12 protein-coding genes and 1 pseudogene are annotated in these 15,482 nt (G+C 65.9%); 7 read left to right on the top strand and 6 right to left on the bottom strand.

From position 1 onward, the window contains the following. Positions 1 to 6: 6 nt before the first annotated feature. Together E9536_RS16730 and E9536_RS16725 are read left to right on the top strand one after the other, a co-directional pair. A pseudogene (locus tag E9536_RS16730) lies at positions 7 to 335 on the top strand (DUF3579 domain-containing protein). Between the two features lie 279 nt (positions 336 to 614). After that, positions 615 to 1,466 (top strand): alpha/beta hydrolase, encoded by an 852-nt coding sequence (locus tag E9536_RS16725; protein ID WP_134256679.1) that lies wholly within the window; start codon positions 615 to 617, stop codon positions 1,464 to 1,466. Positions 1,467 to 1,559: 93 nt separating this feature from the next. Here the strand turns inward: E9536_RS16725 and E9536_RS16720 are convergent, their stop codons facing one another. Continuing rightward, on the bottom strand, positions 1,560 to 2,000 hold the full coding sequence (locus E9536_RS16720) for a PACE efflux transporter (RefSeq protein ID WP_136470200.1): 441 nt from the start codon (positions 1,998 to 2,000) through the stop codon (positions 1,560 to 1,562). Positions 2,001 to 2,101: 101 nt separating this feature from the next. On the opposite strand from E9536_RS16720, the gene E9536_RS16715 reads away from it, so the two are divergent. Further along, complete coding sequence (locus tag E9536_RS16715; protein ID WP_060173961.1) at positions 2,102 to 2,992, top strand: LysR family transcriptional regulator; 891 nt, start codon at positions 2,102 to 2,104, stop codon at positions 2,990 to 2,992. A 157-nt stretch (positions 2,993 to 3,149) separates the two neighbouring features. Here the strand turns inward: E9536_RS16715 and E9536_RS16710 are convergent, their stop codons facing one another. Next, positions 3,150 to 4,085, bottom strand: coding sequence for a LysR family transcriptional regulator (locus tag E9536_RS16710; RefSeq protein WP_136470199.1), 936 nt, complete (start codon positions 4,083 to 4,085; stop codon positions 3,150 to 3,152). Positions 4,086 to 4,464: 379 nt separating this feature from the next. On the opposite strand from E9536_RS16710, the gene E9536_RS16705 reads away from it, so the two are divergent. The 3 genes from E9536_RS16705 to E9536_RS16695 are packed head-to-tail and all read left to right on the top strand — an operon-like array spanning position 4,465 to position 7,283. Further along, positions 4,465 to 5,901 (top strand): NAD-dependent succinate-semialdehyde dehydrogenase, encoded by a 1,437-nt coding sequence (locus tag E9536_RS16705; RefSeq protein WP_059695390.1) that lies wholly within the window; start codon positions 4,465 to 4,467, stop codon positions 5,899 to 5,901. Between the two features lie 12 nt (positions 5,902 to 5,913). Continuing rightward, positions 5,914 to 6,291 carry a carboxymuconolactone decarboxylase family protein gene (locus E9536_RS16700; RefSeq protein WP_034181754.1) on the top strand — a complete coding sequence of 126 codons (378 nt, stop codon included), beginning with the start codon at positions 5,914 to 5,916 and terminating at the stop codon, positions 6,289 to 6,291. Continuing rightward, positions 6,288 to 7,283 (top strand): NAD(P)H-quinone oxidoreductase, encoded by a 996-nt coding sequence (locus E9536_RS16695; RefSeq protein WP_136470198.1) that lies wholly within the window; start codon positions 6,288 to 6,290, stop codon positions 7,281 to 7,283. Before E9536_RS16700 ends, E9536_RS16695 begins: the two co-directional genes overlap by 4 nt. Before the next feature lie 93 nt (positions 7,284 to 7,376). Here E9536_RS16695 and opcM read toward each other — a convergent pair whose 3' ends face one another. From opcM to E9536_RS16675, 4 genes are read right to left on the bottom strand one after another with little or no spacing between them, the layout of a single operon-like run. Then, on the bottom strand, positions 7,377 to 8,912 hold the full coding sequence (gene opcM / locus E9536_RS16690; RefSeq protein WP_136470197.1) for a multidrug efflux transporter outer membrane subunit OpcM: 1,536 nt from the start codon (positions 8,910 to 8,912) through the stop codon (positions 7,377 to 7,379). A gap of 10 nt (positions 8,913 to 8,922) precedes the next feature. Continuing rightward, positions 8,923 to 12,123: a multidrug efflux RND transporter permease subunit CeoB gene (ceoB, locus tag E9536_RS16685; RefSeq protein ID WP_027790470.1), complete on the bottom strand. Its 3,201-nt coding sequence runs from the start codon at positions 12,121 to 12,123 to the stop codon at positions 8,923 to 8,925. Between the two features lie 45 nt (positions 12,124 to 12,168). Further along, complete coding sequence (gene ceoA, locus E9536_RS16680) at positions 12,169 to 13,386, bottom strand: multidrug efflux RND transporter periplasmic adaptor subunit CeoA (RefSeq protein WP_027790469.1); 1,218 nt, start codon at positions 13,384 to 13,386, stop codon at positions 12,169 to 12,171. Positions 13,387 to 13,419: 33 nt separating this feature from the next. Then, positions 13,420 to 14,280, bottom strand: coding sequence for an alpha/beta hydrolase (locus E9536_RS16675; protein WP_027790468.1), 861 nt, complete (start codon positions 14,278 to 14,280; stop codon positions 13,420 to 13,422). Between the two features lie 174 nt (positions 14,281 to 14,454). Here E9536_RS16675 and ceoR point away from each other — a divergent pair, with 174 nt between their 5' ends. Continuing rightward, a complete protein-coding gene (gene ceoR / locus E9536_RS16670) occupies positions 14,455 to 15,459 on the top strand; it encodes a putative multidrug efflux transcriptional regulator CeoR (RefSeq protein ID WP_021156406.1) in 1,005 nt (334 codons plus the stop codon). Positions 15,460 to 15,482 lie beyond the last annotated feature (23 nt).

Here is a 15,482-nt window from a genome sequence, read left to right as displayed (position 1 = left end):
GACAGCATGGATCGCATCGACATCACCGAACACGGCCGCGTCGCCGGCCACCTGATCCGCGGCGTCACGCGCGCGCAGAAAACCTTCCGCCCGAGCGACTGGCCCGAGCGCCTCGCGGGCGTCATCACGCTGTTCGTCGGCGAGCGGCGGCCCGGCTATCCGTGCGCGCTGTCGCGGCTCGCGATGCCCGTCGTCGTCGGTAGCGCAAATGCCTGTTCGTGTCGGATGAATTGCGCACCGTATGCGCGGACGCCTTCGACTTCGCGATGCAGTTCGCGGCCGACAACGACCTCCCCGTCGAGCTTCAGACCGCGCCCGCGCTGGCGGTGCGCTGAAACGCGGGCCGCGTTCGCGGCGCGCGTCCTTGCCGTTTCCCCGTTTCCCCGGTTGCGGTGCACGGGTGCGCAGGCCGTCGCACGCGCCTTTCCGGGCTTGTCCGGCTTCACGGCCAATCGTTAGACGATTGAAAGCATCGGCACCCATCCCCTTCCGACAAGGGTTTGCGGCCGAGCCATCAAAAAAATTGATCGTCACGATGAAAATTATGCGTTTTCCTTGCAGGTCGCCGTGATGCATAGTTGCGTCGTGTTGACGCACCTTTGAGTCTTTCAGTCATGAACATGCGAATCGAGCCGTCCGTGCTCGCGAACCCCGACCTGCAATTTGCGACGCTTTCGTCAGGCATCAGCCTGCCGTATGTCGAGCGGGGCAGCGGCGCGCCGATGGTGTTCGTGCACGGCTCGCTGTGCGACTACCGCTACTGGGATCCGCAGCTCGCGTCGCTGTCGGCGCACTACCGCTGCATCGCGCCGAGCCTCAGCCATTACTGGCCGGCCGTCGAAGCGGGCATCCAGGACGAGTTCAGCTGGCAGAACCACGTCGACGAGCTCGCCGAGTTCATCGACGCGCTCGATCTCGGCCCCGTGCATCTGGTCGGCCACTCGCGCGGCGGCAGCGTCGCGTTCAACGTCGCGCGCCAGCATCCGCAACTCGTCGAATCGCTGACGCTCGCCGATCCGGGCGGCCCGCTGCAACAGCCGGGCGTGCGCGAAGCCGCGCTGCCGGCCGCCGCGATCGCGCTGCGCACGAAGGCCGTGAGCCTGATCGGGCAAGGCGACGTCGAAGCGGGCCTCGAGATGTTCGTCGATTCCGTGAGCCTGCCCGGCGCGTGGAAGAAAAGCACGTCGCGTTTCCGCACGATGGCGATCGACAACGCAAGCACGCTGCCGAAGCAGTTGCGCGACCCGCTGCCCGCGTACTCGCAGCACACGGCCGGCGACATCTCGTGCCGCACGCTGCTGATCGACGGCCAGCGCAGCCCGAAGATGTTCCGCAACAACGTCGATACGCTGACGCAGTGGATCGGCAATGCGCAACGGCAGACCGTCGCCGGCGCATCGCACGGGATGAACGCGGCAAGCCCCGCCGTGTTCAACCGTTACGTGCACGAGTTCGTCGCCGCGTAACGCGAGCGGGCGGCATGCGCGCCGCCCGGCCTTCCCCTCTCTTGCGGAAGCGAAACGGCGCGGGCAATCCGCATCGTTTCGCATCCCCCTGCATCACGCAGCCGATGCCGCCTTGCGCGTCACCGCATCCGGCAACCCGAACACGCTGTCGAACGCCCAGTTGTACGTGAACGTGAAGATCGGGAAGAACACGATCAGCACCGCGTCGTACAGGAACGCCTGCCATAACGACACGTCGAGCCACCACGCGATCAACGGAATCAGGAACGTCACGAGCGCGACCTGAAACCCGATCGCATGCACGACACGTCGCCCGACGGTGCGCGTCGTTTCGATGCGCCGCCGCTCCCACGCCTCGAACCCAAGGTTGTACAGAAAATTGACGGTGACGCCCGTCGTCGAGATCATCACGCCGAGCAGGCCGCTCGTCGCCGCGCTCGCGCCGCTCAGCATGCCGAGCACCGACGACGCGACGAGGATGCCGAGCACCTCGAACATCACGACGTAGACTATGCGTCTCTTCCATCCTTGCATGACCGACCACCTTCGTTTCGAACAAGGTGGCGAGACTACAGCGGACACTTCGTCCGTAAAAGTCAGGTCCTTTCAATTTTTCTGACAGGAGGCGGCCGACCATGCTGACCAGCGATCACATCGACATGCTGCTGACCGTCATCGACGAAGGCTCGTTCTCGGCGGCCGCGCGTGCGCTCGGCCGCACGCCGTCGGCGGTCAGCATGGCGATCGCGAACCTCGAGGCCGAACTCGACCTCGTGCTGTTCGACCGCGGCACGCGCGAGCCGACGCCGACCGCCGCAATGGCCGCGCTGCTGCCCGACGCGCGCGCGATCGCCGAACGGCTGCATGCGCTGCGTGCGCATGCGCAGCACTTGTCGGAGGGTGTCGAGGACACGCTGCGACTCGGGCTCGCGGCCGAAATCGACGGTGCGCCGATTGCGCGCGCGCTGGCCGCCGTCGCCGCGAAATATCCGGCGCTCGCGGTCAGCGTCGTCACCGCACCGCAGGATGCGATCGTCGACGCGCTGCATCGCGGGGCCGTCGATCTTTGCGTCGCGTACGGCGGGCTCGATCTTCATCCGCAGGAACAGATTCACGCGCTGTGGACCGAGACGCTGATCGCGGTCGCCGCGCCCGGCCATCCGGCGATTGCCGAAGCCGCGCATCCGGAGGCGATCGAGCGCTTGTCGGGGTTTCGGCAGATCGTGATCGCCGATCCGGAGCGGCCGCTCACCGACGTGCGGCCGCTTATCGGCAACCGCACGTGGAAGGTGACCGACATGGCGACCGCGATCGCGCTCGTGAAGGCCGGTCATGGCTGGGCGAACTTGCCGGAATCGATCATCGACCGGTATGTGGCGGACGGCGAACTCGCACCGCTCGTGTTCGCGAACATTCGCAACGGGCTGCCGCTGCCTGTGTATTTGCGGCGGCCGAAACATACGGGGCTCGGCAAGGCCGCCGGGGAACTCTTGCGGGCACTGCGGGCTGAAGACAGTCCGCATTGAGCGGTGCGGCGATGGCGTCGCGACACCGTCCGTCAACGCCGGACGACTTGACCGTTAGTTGCAGTCACTGGACCACCGCCGCGCGCGTTCGGCGGCAGAAACGCGTTCCCGGTCGGTCATCGCTCGACCTGCCCGACCATGCCGGCCGTGAGGCGGGTCATACGACCGTGATGGCGAGCTCCTCCGCAAACGCCTCCAACCGGTCTCCTACCCGCAACTTAAGGACATCGATGAACCGTTTGATCTTCGCGTCGACGAACTGACGGGACGAATACACCGCATAGACGTTGCGCTGAGCGGTGTGGAATTCAGGCAGCACGCGAACGAGCGATCCTGTACGCAAATCGTCGATTGCCGAGAAGGCGGCGATCAGCCCGATCCCCGCGCCCTCGCGCAGTACCGTGGACATCGCATCCATGTCGTTGACGCTGAAGTGCGATCCCGCCGGACGATACACCGCCTCGCCGGCCCTGCCTTGCAGACGCCATTCGTCGGGCGCGTAATCGACCGTGCTCAGGAGCACACATGTGTGGTCGACGAGGTCTTCCACGCACGCGGGAGCCGGACGATGCGCCAGATAATCGGGCGACGCCGCCAGAATGCAATGACTGACGCCGATCTTCTGGCTCACATACGCCGAGTCCGGCAGCGTGCGCGCAATCACGATCGCCACGTCGAGTTGCTCTTCGAGCAGGTTCGGCATCCGCTGCGACAGCATGAGATCGACCGATACCTCCGGGTATGCGTTCCGATAGGCAAGCACGGCTTGCGAAACGAGTTGACGGCCTAATCCCGGCACCGCATGCACGCGCAACACGCCGCGCGGCTCCAGCAGCGCATCGCGCGCTTCCGCTTCTGCCCGTTCGATGTCCGAGAGGATCGCAACGCTGCGCTCGTAAAAACGTCGCCCCGCATCGGTGACGACGAGCCGTCGCGTCGAGCGCTGCAGCAACCGCGTGTTGAGATTGTCCTCGAGTACCGAGACCGCTCGGGAAATGTTGCCGACCGTCGTATCGAGGTGGTTTGCGACAGCCGTGAAACTGCCCATCTCGACCACCTTCGCAAACACCGACATGGTGTGAACCTTGTCCATTACGCACCCTGGTTTTGAATTGATCGCCGAATCGCTGCGTTTCGGCCCGCGCGAGCCTGTTGATCATAGGGCCCGCGCCTGCTTCGTGCAGTCAGCGCGCAATCCCCCTGTCGTTTTCGCGCATCCTTTCAATACGCTTTCATGCTGGCATGGAGATTTTCCCTCCCGAGACAAGATTCATTCTTTCCGGCCCCTCTAAGTTGCCGCCCGCTTCACGCCTAGACTGGGTCCCGAAGTCAGGCAATCAGAACGCGGAAGTATCGAACCCGAGCTCGGCCCGCCACGGCGAATCGTCCAGATACGGCGTGGCGCAGGTTCCCCTGTCCGGCTCGTGGCGAACACACATCGAATCGCAATCCTAACCATAGAGGCTAATACCATGGACATCAGTTACGACGCGCTTCATCTTTTCATCAACGGCGAATGGATCGGTGCGAGCGAACGCGAAACGGCGCCGGTGATCAACCCCGCCACGCAAATCGAGATCGGGCGCGTCCCGCTGGCGACGGCAGCCGATCTGGATCGCGCCCTGCAGGCCACCGCACCGGCTTTTGACGTCTGGCGCAACACCGTGCCTGCCGAACGCGCGCGCATTCTGAAGCGTGCGGCGGAACTGATGCGCGAGCGCGCCGAGCACATCGCGACCGTCATGACGCTCGAGGAAGGCAAACCACTGGCAGAAAGTCGCGACGAAGTCCTGCGTGCCGCCGACTATTTCGAATGGTTCGCCGAAGAGGCTCGCCGTATCGACGGCCGCGTGGTGCCATCCAACCGCCCGGGTGTGCAACAGCTCGTGAAAAAACAGGCAATCGGGCCCGTTGCCGCATTCACGCCATGGAATTTTCCCGCGATCACCCCGGCGCGCAAGCTCTCCGCCGCACTCGCCGCCGGATGCAGCGTCATCATCAAACCCGGCGAGGAAAGCCCCGCAACGGCGCTCGCGCTGGCACGTGCACTGGACGACGCCGGTTTGCCGAAGGGCGTGCTTCAAGTCGTATTCGGCGTGCCCGACCAGGTGTCGAAGCATCTGATCGCTTCCCCGGTCATCCGGAAGGTGACGTTCACGGGCTCGGTACCGATCGGCCGCCTGCTGTCGGCGCGTGCCGCCGAAGGCGTCAAACCCATCACGCTGGAGCTGGGCGGCCACGGGCCCGTCCTCGTATTCAACGACGCGGATGTCGAGAAGGCCGCGGTCGACGGTGCGGCGAACCGCTTTCGCGGTACGGGCCAGGTCTGCATCTCGTCGACGCGCTTCCTGATCCAGCGCGAAGTCTACGACGCGTTCGTCGGGCACTTCGTGCGCGCCACCCAGGCCCTCAAGGTCGGGAATGGCATGGATGCCGGCACGCAGGTCGGGCCGCTGGCCAATCCGCGCCAGCTTGCCAAGATGGAAGAACTCATCGCCGATGCGGTGGAACGTGGCGCAAGGGTCCTCGCCGGCGGAAAGCGCATCGAGGGCGAAGGATATTTCTTCGAACCCACGGTCCTCGCCGACGTACCGAAGGACGCGCGCGTGATGCATGAAGAACCGTTCGGCCCGATCGCGGTGCTGATGCGCTTCGATGCCCTCGCCGACGGGCTCGCCGAAGCGAACCGGTTGCCGTACGGGCTCTCCGCCTATGCGTTCACGCGCAGCGCGCGCACGGCCATTGATGTCGCGGACGGTCTCGAAGCCGGGATGATCGGCATCAACCAGTACCGCATCGTGTCGACCGAACTGCCGTTCGGCGGCATGAAGGAAAGCGGCCACGGCTCGGAAGGCGGCACCGAGGGCATCGAGTACTACCTCACGCACAAGTTCATCAGCCAGGCTTGAAGGAGTATCGCCATGTCTCATACGCATTTCGACAGTCCGCGCGAGGCCGCGCGGGCCTTCACGCCGACGCTCTCGGCATTCGTCGACGACACGCTCTACCCGCGCATCTGGAGCGATCCGTCGCTCGCGCCGCGCGACCGCAGCCTCGTGACCGTCGCCGCCCTGATCGCGGGGGGCCATCTCGATGAGTTGCCGGCGCACCTGCGGCGCGCGTTGACGAACGGCGTCACCCGCGAAGAGCTCTCCGCGGCAATCACACACCTCGCGTTCTACGCCGGGTTTCCCGCAGCGATTTCCGCTTCGGCCGTGGCGCAGGCAACGCTGGGCGCACAACCTCGGTCCGACGATCTCGCCGGTCATTCAGCTCCCGCACAGGAAGGTGTGAAATGAAAGCCATCACATTCAAGGAGTTCGGCGAGGCCGAGGTTCTCCAATTGGCCGAAGTCCCGGCACCCGAGGTTCGCCCCGACGATCTACTGGTACGCGTTCATGCCGCGGGCGTGAATCGCGCGGATCTGACACATCGGCGAGGCGGATACGGCCGGCCCAATTTCGGAGACTCCACCCTCATGGGGCTCGAAATCGCCGGCGAGGTGATCGAGACGGGAAGCGCCGTGCAGGGCTACAAGGTGGGTGATCGTGTAATGGGCGTCGTGGGCGGCGGGGCCTATGCGGAACAGGCGCGCATCGACTGGAGAATGGCGATGCCCATTCCGGCAACGATCGACTACGTGCACGCGGCTGCCATACCGGAAGTTTTCGTCACTGCGCACGAAGCGTTGTTGCATCTGGGCCGCTTGCAACGCGGCGATTCGGTGCTGATTCACGCAGCGGCGGGCGGGGTGGGTTCCGCGGCGGTCCAGCTCGCCTACGCAACCGGCGCGACGATATTCGCGACCGCCGAAGCGGCGAAACTGGAACGGATCGTTCAACTCGGCGTGGACCATGCGATCGACTACAAGGCGCAGGATTTTTCGGAAGTCGTCGCAAGCAGGACAGGCAAACGCGGTGTCGACGTCGTCATCGACTTCGTGGGCGCGCCGTATTTTTCGCGGAATGTCGCGTCATTGGCAAACGGCGGCCGGCTGGTGCAGGTCGGCATACTCGGCGGCGGCGGTGACGTGAGCGTTGCGCTCGATCAGATCCTGTACCGTCATCTGCAAATCATCGGCACGGTGATGAAGTCGCGCGACCCGCGCGAGAAACACGCGATGGTTCGGCGATTTCGCGAACATTGGCTGGACCGCTTTGCGGGAGGCGCGGGTCTCGAATCGGTCGTCGACAGCGTGTTTCCTCTCGCCGATGCCGCGGCGGCTCATCGACGGATGGAGTCGGCCGCGAACGTAGGCAAGATCATCCTGACGATGAGCGAAAACGCGTGACGCCATAAAAAAACCCGGCATGCAGACCTGAGCCTGCATGCCGGGGTTCTTCGCTTCACTGCCGGCGAGCGACGAATCGCCCGCCGTTCGCGCTCAACGCGCGGCGACTTCCGCCTTGACGGACGCCGCATCGCCGACCGCCGTCGGCGCGGGCCCCCATCCGCCGCCGAGCGCGCGGATCAGGTTGACGGTCGACACGGCCTGCGCACCGGTGAGCTGGTTCGCCTGCAGTTGCGACTGCAGCACCGAGCGCTCGCTGTCGATGACGTCGAGATAGGCGACTTCACCTTCCTGATACTGCGTGCGCGACAACGTCGCCGCGCGCCGCGACGCATTGACAGCCGCATCCTGCGCGCGGATCTGGTCGTCGAGCAGGCGCAGGTCGGCGAGATTGTCCTCGACCTCGCGGAACGCGACGAGCACCTGCTGCCGGTAGTTCGCGACCTGCTCGTCATACTGCGCGCGCGCCTGCTGCACGCCGGCCGCACGGCGTCCGCCGTCGAACAGCGGCAGCGTCAGCGCGGTGCCCGCGAACGGCCCGAGCAGGAACGTGCGGCTCGACCACAGGAACAGGTTGCCGAGCGTCGACGCCTCATAGCCGAACGCCCCCGTGATGTCGAGCTTCGGGAAATACGCCGACTTCGCGAGGCCGATCCGCGCGTTCGCGGCCGCCATCGCGCGCTCGGCCGCCGACACGTCCGGACGGCGTTCGAGCAGCGCGGACGGCAGGCCCGGCGGCACCTTCACCGCGACCGGCACGATCGGCGTTTCCTTGAACGCGAAATCCGCGGGCGCCTTGCCGAGCAGGATCGCGAGCGCATGCTCGGATGCCGCGCGCCGGCGCGCGACACCGACCGCATCGGCCTGCGCGCTGGCCAGCTCGTTCTTCGCGCGCGACACGTCGAGCTCGCTGATGTCGCCTTCGTTGAAGCGGCGCTGCACAAGCTGCAGTGCCTGCTCGCGCAACTCCACCGTGCGGCGGTACAGATCCTGGTCGGAATCGAGCTGGCGCAGTTCGAAGTAGTTCTGCGCGACGTCCGCCTGCAGCGCGAGCTGCACCGAACGGAACAGCGCTTCGCTCTGCGCCTGGTCGGCACGCGACGCCTCGACGTTGCGGCCGACACGGCCGAACAGGTCGGCTTCGTAGGACACCGTCCCCTGCGCGCGCCACAGCGTCGCATTGGTCGGGCCCGTGCCCTGCGGCTGGAACTGCGATGCCGACGACAGCCCTTCGCGCGTCGGCCCGAACCCGGCGCCGATCTGCGGGAACCATTGCGAGCGCGCCGAACGCGTCGCCGCGCGCGCTTCCTCGACCCGCGCCGCCGCGGCTTTCAGGTTCTGGTTCGCGGCGAGCGCCTGGGTCTCGAGCGAGTCGAGCACCGGATCGCCGAACACCTTCCACCATTCGCCGCGATGTTCGCCGTCCGCCGGCTCGGCCGTCTTCCAGGTGCCGGCCTGCTCGCCGGCGGCGAGCGTCGGCGCTTCCTTGAACGCGGCGGGCGCCGCCGCATCCGGGCGCTTGTAGTCGGGGCCCACCGCGCACGCGGCGAGCAGCGTCGCGAGCAGGGTGCTCGCGGCCGTCACCTTCGCGAAGCGCATCAGGCCGTTCGTGTTGTGCATGTTGTCCATCTTTTTATCCTCAAGCATCCGAAGCCGGTACGCCCTGGGCCGGCACGCCGTAGCCGGACGAGTCCTTGCCGGCGACGTGGATCTTGCCGCCTGCCAGCGTACGCAACACGACGTAGAACACCGGTGTCAGCATCAGCCCGAACAGCGTCACGCCCAGCATCCCGAAGAACACCGCGACACCCATCGCATGGCGCATTTCCGAACCGGCCCCCGTCGACGTGACGAGCGGCACGACGCCCATGATGAACGCGATCGACGTCATCAGAATCGGGCGCAGCCGCAGCCGGCTCGCCTCGATCGCGGCCTCGAGCGGCGTCCTGCCGTCGTGTTCGAGCTCGCGTGCGAATTCGACGATCAGGATCGCGTTCTTCGCCGACAGCCCCACCAGCACCATCAAGCCGATCTGCGTGAAGATGTTGTTGTCGCCCTGCGTGAGCCACACGCCCGTCAGCGCCGACAGAATGCTCATCGGCACGATCAGGATCACCGCGAGCGGCAGCGTCAGGCTTTCATACAGCGCGGCGAGCACGAGGAACACGAGCAGCACGCTGATCGGGAACACATACATCGCCGAATCGCCGGCAAGGATCTGCTGGTACGTGAGGTCGGTCCACTCGAACCGCACGCCGCGCGGCAGCGTTTCATGCGCGATGCGCTCGATCGCGGCCTGCGCCTGACCCGACGAGAAGCCCGGCGCCGGGCCGCCGTTGATGTCGGCCGCCGTGTAGCCGTTGTAGCGCACGACCATTTCGGGGCCGAACGTCGGCGTCACCGTGACGAGCGACGACAGCGGCACCATCTCGCCCTTGTCGTTGCGCGTCTTCAACTGCAGGATGTCGTCCGCACGCTGGCGGAACGGCGCATCGGCCTGCACGCGCACCTGGTACACGCGCCCGAAGCGGTTGAAGTCGTTCACGTACAGCGAGCCGAGATACACCTGCATCGTGTTGAACACGTCGGTCACCGGCACGCCGAGCTGCTTCGCCTTCACGCGGTCGAGATCGACGTTGAGCTGCGGCACGTTGATCTGATAGCTCGTGAACAACGGGCCGAGTTCCGGCGCCTGCTGCGCGCGCTTGATGAAGTCGTTGGTCGCATCCGCGAGCCGCGCATAGCCGACTGCGCCGCGATCCTCGATCTGCATCTTGAACCCGCCGAGCGTGCCGAGGCCGAGCACCGGCGGCGGCGGGAACACCGCGACGAACGAGTCCTTCATCGCGCTGTACTGCTGGTTCAGCGCACCCGCGATCGCGCCCGCCGACAGCGCCTTGCCATGCCGTTCCGAGAACGGCTTCAGCGTGACGAACACGATGCCCGCGCTCGAGCTGTTCGTGAAGCCGTTCACCGACAGACCCGGGAACGCGACCGCACTCTCGACGCCCGGCTGCTTCAGCGCGATCGAGCCCATGTCGCGGATCACCTTCTCGGTGCGGTCGAGCGATGCGCCGTTCGGCAGCTGCGCGAATGCGATCAGGTATTCCTTGTCCTGCGCGGGCACGAAGCCGCCCGGCACGACCTTCGACACCAGCACGGTCGCGCCCACGAGCACGAGGTACACGCCGAGCATCAGGGTCTTGCGCGACAGCACGCCGCGCACGCCGCGGCCGTAGTTCTCCGCACCGCGATGGAACACCTTGTTGAAGCCGCGGAAGAAGCCGCCGAGCACGCGATTCATCACGCGCGTGAGCCAGTCTTCCTTGTCGCCATGCCCCTTCAGCAGGATCGCGGACAGCGCCGGCGACAGCGTCAGCGAGTTGAACGCCGAGATCACCGTCGAGATCGCGATGGTCATCGCGAACTGCTTGTAGAACTGGCCGGTCAGGCCCGACATGAACGCGAGCGGCACGAACACGGCGACGAGCGTCAGCGCGATCGCGATGATCGGCCCGCTCACTTCCTGCATCGCCTTGTAGGTCGCCTGCCGCGCGTTCATCCCGCTTTCGATGTTGCGCTCGACGTTCTCGACCACCACGATCGCATCGTCGACCACGATCCCGATCGCGAGCACCATCCCGAACAATGACAGCGCATTGATCGAATACCCGAACGCGAGCAGCAGCGAGAACGTGCCGATGATCGACACCGGCACCGCGATCAGCGGAATCAGCGACGCGCGCCAGGTCTGCAGGAACACGATCACGACGATCACGACCAGTGCGATTGCTTCGAGCAGCGTATGCACGACGGCCTTGATCGACGAACGCACGAACTGCGTCGGGTCATAGACGATCTTGTAGTCGACGCCCGCCGGCATGTCCTGCTTCAGCTCGGCCATCGTCTTGCGCACTTCGTCCGAGATCTGCAGCGAGTTCGCGCCCGGCGACTGGTTGATCGCCATCGCGACGGCCGGCTTGTTGTCGAGCAGCGAGCGCAGCCCGTATTCGGATGCGTCGAGCTCGATCCGCGCGATGTCGCGCAGATGCGTGACGCCGCCGTCCGGCGTGGTCTTCACGACGATGTCGCCGAACTCGTCTTCCGTCTGCAGACGGCCGCGCGCGTTCACCGACAGCTGCAGCGGCGTGCCGGGCAGCGACGGCGACGCGCCGATCACGCCGGCCGCGACCTGCACGTTCTGCTCGCGGATCGCCTGCACGACGTCCTCGGCCGACAGCCCGCGCTGCGCGACCTTCTGCGGATCGAGCCACACGCGCATCGCGTAGTCGCCCGAACCCCACAGCTGCACCTGGCCGACGCCCTGGATCCGCGACAGGCGATCCTTCACGTTGATCAGCGCGTAGTTGCGCAGGTAGGTCATGTCGTAGCGGTTGTCCGGCGAGATCAGGTGGACCACCATCGTCAGCGTCGGCGAGCTCTTCACCGTCGTGATGCCGAGCCGCTGCACGTCTTCCGGCAGGCGCGGCAGCGCCTGGTTCACGCGGTTCTGCACGAGCTGCGTGGCCTTGTCCGGATCGGTACCCAGCTTGAACGTGACGGTGATCGTCATGTTGCCGTCGCTGTTCGCCTGCGACTGCATGTAGAGCATGTCCTCGACGCCGTTGATCTGTTCTTCAAGCGGCGACGCGACCGTCTCGGCGATCACTTTCGGGTTCGCGCCCGGATACTGCGCCTTCACGATCACGGAAGGCGGCACGACTTCCGGATATTCCGAGATCGGCAGCAGGAACATCGCGATCACCCCGCCGAGCAGGATGATCACCGATAGGACTCCTGCGAAGATCGGCCGGTCGATAAAGAATTTTGAAATGTTCATGTGTGGCTCTGTCTGGTTGAACGCGGATGCGAAGCGGCGGGCCGCTTACGAATCCGCCTTCGCCGGGGCGGCCGGCTTCGCGTTGTCCGCCAGCGGCGCGGACGGCGCGTCACCGCCCGTCATCGGGACCATGTGCGGCTTCACCTGTTCGCCGGGGCGCACGCGCTGCGTGCCGTTCACGACCACGCGATCGCCTGCCGCGAGGCCGCTCACGATCACGCGCCGGTTGCCGTGCTGCAGCCCCTGCTGCACTTCGCGGTACGACACGCGGCCCTGCTGGTCGACGACGAACACGAACTTCTTGTCCTGGTCGGTGTTGATCGCCGCGTCGTCGACGAGCAATGCCTCGTGCGGCGCGCTGCCGCCCACCTTCACGCGTGCGTACAGGCCCGGGACGAGCGCACCGTCCGCATTGTCGAAGCGTGCGCGCACGCGGATCGTGCCCGACGACGTGTCGAGCCGGTTGTCGACCGAGTCGATCTCGCCGCTGCGCGAGTAGCCGGTTTCGTTCGCGAGGCCGAGCTCGACCGGCACCTTGCGGCCGTTGCGCGCGCCGTTGATGTATTGCAGGTAGGTCTGTTCGTCTGCGTCGAACGATGCGTAGATCGGCGACACCGACACCAGCGTGGTGAGCGGCGCGGCCGACGCACCGGCCGACACGACGTTGCCGAGCGTGATTTCCGCGCGCGACACGCGGCCCGACACCGGCGCGGTGATCCGCGTATAGCCGAGGTTGATGCGCGCCGTTTCGAGCGCGGCTTCGGCGGCCTTCAGGTTCGCGGCCGCTTCGCGCGCCGCGTTCTGCTTCTCGTCGTAATCGCGCTTCGCGATCGCGTTGTCGCCGATCAGCCGCTGTGCGCGCTGCCAGTCGGTCTGCGCGTAACCGTTGCGCGCTTGCGCGGCCGCGAGCTGCGCGGCCGCGCGATCGGTTTCGGCCTGGTACGGGCGCGGGTCGATCACGAACAGCACGTCGCCCTTCTTCACGAGCGCGCCGTCCTTGAAGTTCACCGCGACGATCGTGCCCGACACCTGCGGGCGCACGTCGACTTTCTCGACCGCCTCGAGGCGGCCCGAATAACTCTGCCAGTCGGTGACGGTCTGCGGCACGACGGTCGCGACGTCGACTTCGGGCAGCGGTGCAGCCGCTTTCTCGGGTGCGTTCGCGTTCACGCGCATCGCGCCGAACGTTCCGAGGCCGACGACGGCAAGCGTCACGATCGCCGCTGTCGCGATTCGGGAACGGGAGGTGCGTAGGATGGCCATGTGGATCTCCAGGTAAACGTGGATTGGTTCTGGTTATTCGGAACGGTTGGGCTGTCGCGCCTGGAAGCGGCACTGGAAGAAGCGCACGGCTTCCTCGAAGGCGGCTTCGTGCGTCGCGAGCGCGGCGTGCGTGATGTCCGGATAGCGGATCACCTGCGTGAGCACGCCCGACGAGATCAGGCAGCCCGCATATTTCTCCGCCTCGACGTGCAGCACGTCGTTCTGCGCGGTGACGACGAGCGTCGGCGGCAGGCCCGCGAGGCGCACCGATTCGAGCGGCGCCGCATACGGGTGCATGCGTTGCGCGGCCTGCGGCAGATATGCGCGATAACAGGCCGCGCATTCGCGCGCGGTGATGTCGGACGCGAGGCGCTCGGCGTCGCCGATGCGCGTCATGCTCGGGTCGAGCATCGGCCCGAACAGCGCCTGCGCGACGATCGACACTTCGCCGCGATCGCGCGCAATGAACGCGAGGCAGTTCGCGAGCTGGCCGCCCGCGTCGTGACCCGCGACACCGATCTTCTTCGGGTTGCCGCCGAACGCGCGGGCGCGCGTCGCGGCCCACACGGCGGCGCGATACGCATCCTCCGGCGCGGCCGGAAAGGGAAAGGCCGGCGCGAGCGAATAGTCGACCGACACTACGAGAGCTGGTAAGCGTTCTGCTAAAAAACGCGCAGCGAAATCGGCGTCTTCGAGCGAACCGCGGACGAAGCCGCCGCCGTGGAAGTAAAGCACTACTGGCAACCCGGTCTTGTCCGGGCGCCGGTACAGGCGCAGCACGATGTCCTGCGCGTAGCCGGGAATTTCCACTTCGGCGACCGTCAGCGCCGCGCCCGCCGTGGCTTGCGCGGGCAACGCGGCCTTCAGGAATTTGCTGAATTCAGAAGCGTCCATGACGATGCAGCATCCATTTCGAGATGGAACGAATTCTGGGTCCGGCAGACATTGGGATAAATGCCTATAATCCGGCAACACAATTCAACGCCCCCGAACAATCCGAGGCTGCGTTTACCCACGAGGTAGCGCAGCCTTCTTGTTCCGGCGGCAAATTAGATTGCGGAGGTTGTGATGGACCGGCTTCAGGCCATGCAGGTGTTTACTCGCGTCGTCGATACAAGCAGCTTCACCAAGGCAGCAGAAACGCTCAGCTTGCCGCGGGCGTCCGTCACGACGATCATCCAGAATCTCGAAGCATTCCTCGGTGTGCGGCTGATGCACCGGACCACGCGTCGGCTGTCGCTCACGCCGGACGGCGCCGCCTACTACGAACGATGCGTGCGGATCCTCGCGGACGTCGAGGAAACCGAGGCGAGCTTCCAGGCGAACAACCGGAAGCCGCACGGAAAGTTGCGTATCGACATGCCGGGCTCGATCGGGCGGCTGCTCGTGATTCCGTCGCTGTGCGAATTTCATACGCGCTACCCGGACATCGACCTGCAGCTCGGCCTGTCCGACCGGCCGGTCGACCTGCTGCAGGAAGGGGTCGATTGCGTGATCCGCGTTGGTGCATTGCAGGACTCGTCGCTCGTCGCGCGCCGGGTCGGCCTGTTCGAATGCGTGACGGTCGCGTCGCCCGACTATCTCGAGCGCCACGGCGAGCCGAAGACGATCGACGACCTGAGCCAGCACAAGGCCGTCAACTACTTCTCGAGCCGCACCGGCCGCACGATCGACTGGACGTTCCTGACCGACGGCCAGGAAGTCGAGATGAAGATGGAGGGCATCGTGTCGGTGAACGATGCCGATGCGTACGTGACCTGCGGGATCGAAGGCTTCGGGCTGATCCAGCCGCCGCTCTTCATGGTGCTGCCGCATCTGCGCGAAGGCCGGCTCAAGGAAGTGCTGCCCGGCGTCAAGCCGCTGCCGATGCCGATCTCCGTCGTGTATCCGCACAGCCGCCATCTGTCGCCGAAAGTGCGCGTATTCGTCGACTGGATCGCCGAGGTGTTCGACCGTTGCCCGCTGCTGAGCGGCAAGGGCAGCCTCGACGCGACATGCAGCAAGCGCACGTTCGAGGAAGCCGAACGCGCGCCGGTGCTCGACACGCCGGTCATCAACGAATGGGTCGCGTAGGCGCGACGCTCCCGCGCACGCCT

Source organism: Burkholderia sp. LS-044 (genome assembly GCF_004803625.1).
Taxonomy (GTDB): Bacteria; Pseudomonadota; Gammaproteobacteria; order Burkholderiales; family Burkholderiaceae; genus Burkholderia; species Burkholderia cepacia.
This window is presented reverse-complemented; position numbering and strand designations above follow the sequence as displayed.

Excerpts from the sequence above, each read along its gene's own strand:
- E9536_RS16715 (WP_060173961.1), top strand. The coding sequence starts at position 2,102 with ATGCTGACCAGCGATCACATCGACATGCTGCTGACCGTCATCGACGAA.
- E9536_RS16725 (WP_134256679.1), top strand. The coding sequence starts at position 615 with ATGAACATGCGAATCGAGCCGTCCGTGCTCGCGAACCCCGACCTGCAA.
- ceoA (WP_027790469.1), bottom strand. The coding sequence starts at position 13,386 with ATGGCCATCCTACGCACCTCCCGTTCCCGAATCGCGACAGCGGCGATC.
- E9536_RS16705 (WP_059695390.1), top strand. The coding sequence starts at position 4,465 with ATGGACATCAGTTACGACGCGCTTCATCTTTTCATCAACGGCGAATGG.
- E9536_RS16700 (WP_034181754.1), top strand. The coding sequence starts at position 5,914 with ATGTCTCATACGCATTTCGACAGTCCGCGCGAGGCCGCGCGGGCCTTC.
- E9536_RS16720 (WP_136470200.1), bottom strand. The coding sequence starts at position 2,000 with ATGCAAGGATGGAAGAGACGCATAGTCTACGTCGTGATGTTCGAGGTG.
- ceoR (WP_021156406.1), top strand. The coding sequence starts at position 14,455 with ATGGACCGGCTTCAGGCCATGCAGGTGTTTACTCGCGTCGTCGATACA.
- ceoB (WP_027790470.1), bottom strand. The coding sequence starts at position 12,123 with ATGAACATTTCAAAATTCTTTATCGACCGGCCGATCTTCGCAGGAGTC.
- opcM (WP_136470197.1), bottom strand. The coding sequence starts at position 8,912 with ATGGACAACATGCACAACACGAACGGCCTGATGCGCTTCGCGAAGGTG.
- E9536_RS16695 (WP_136470198.1), top strand. The coding sequence starts at position 6,288 with ATGAAAGCCATCACATTCAAGGAGTTCGGCGAGGCCGAGGTTCTCCAA.
- E9536_RS16710 (WP_136470199.1), bottom strand. The coding sequence starts at position 4,085 with ATGGACAAGGTTCACACCATGTCGGTGTTTGCGAAGGTGGTCGAGATG.
- E9536_RS16675 (WP_027790468.1), bottom strand. The coding sequence starts at position 14,280 with ATGGACGCTTCTGAATTCAGCAAATTCCTGAAGGCCGCGTTGCCCGCG.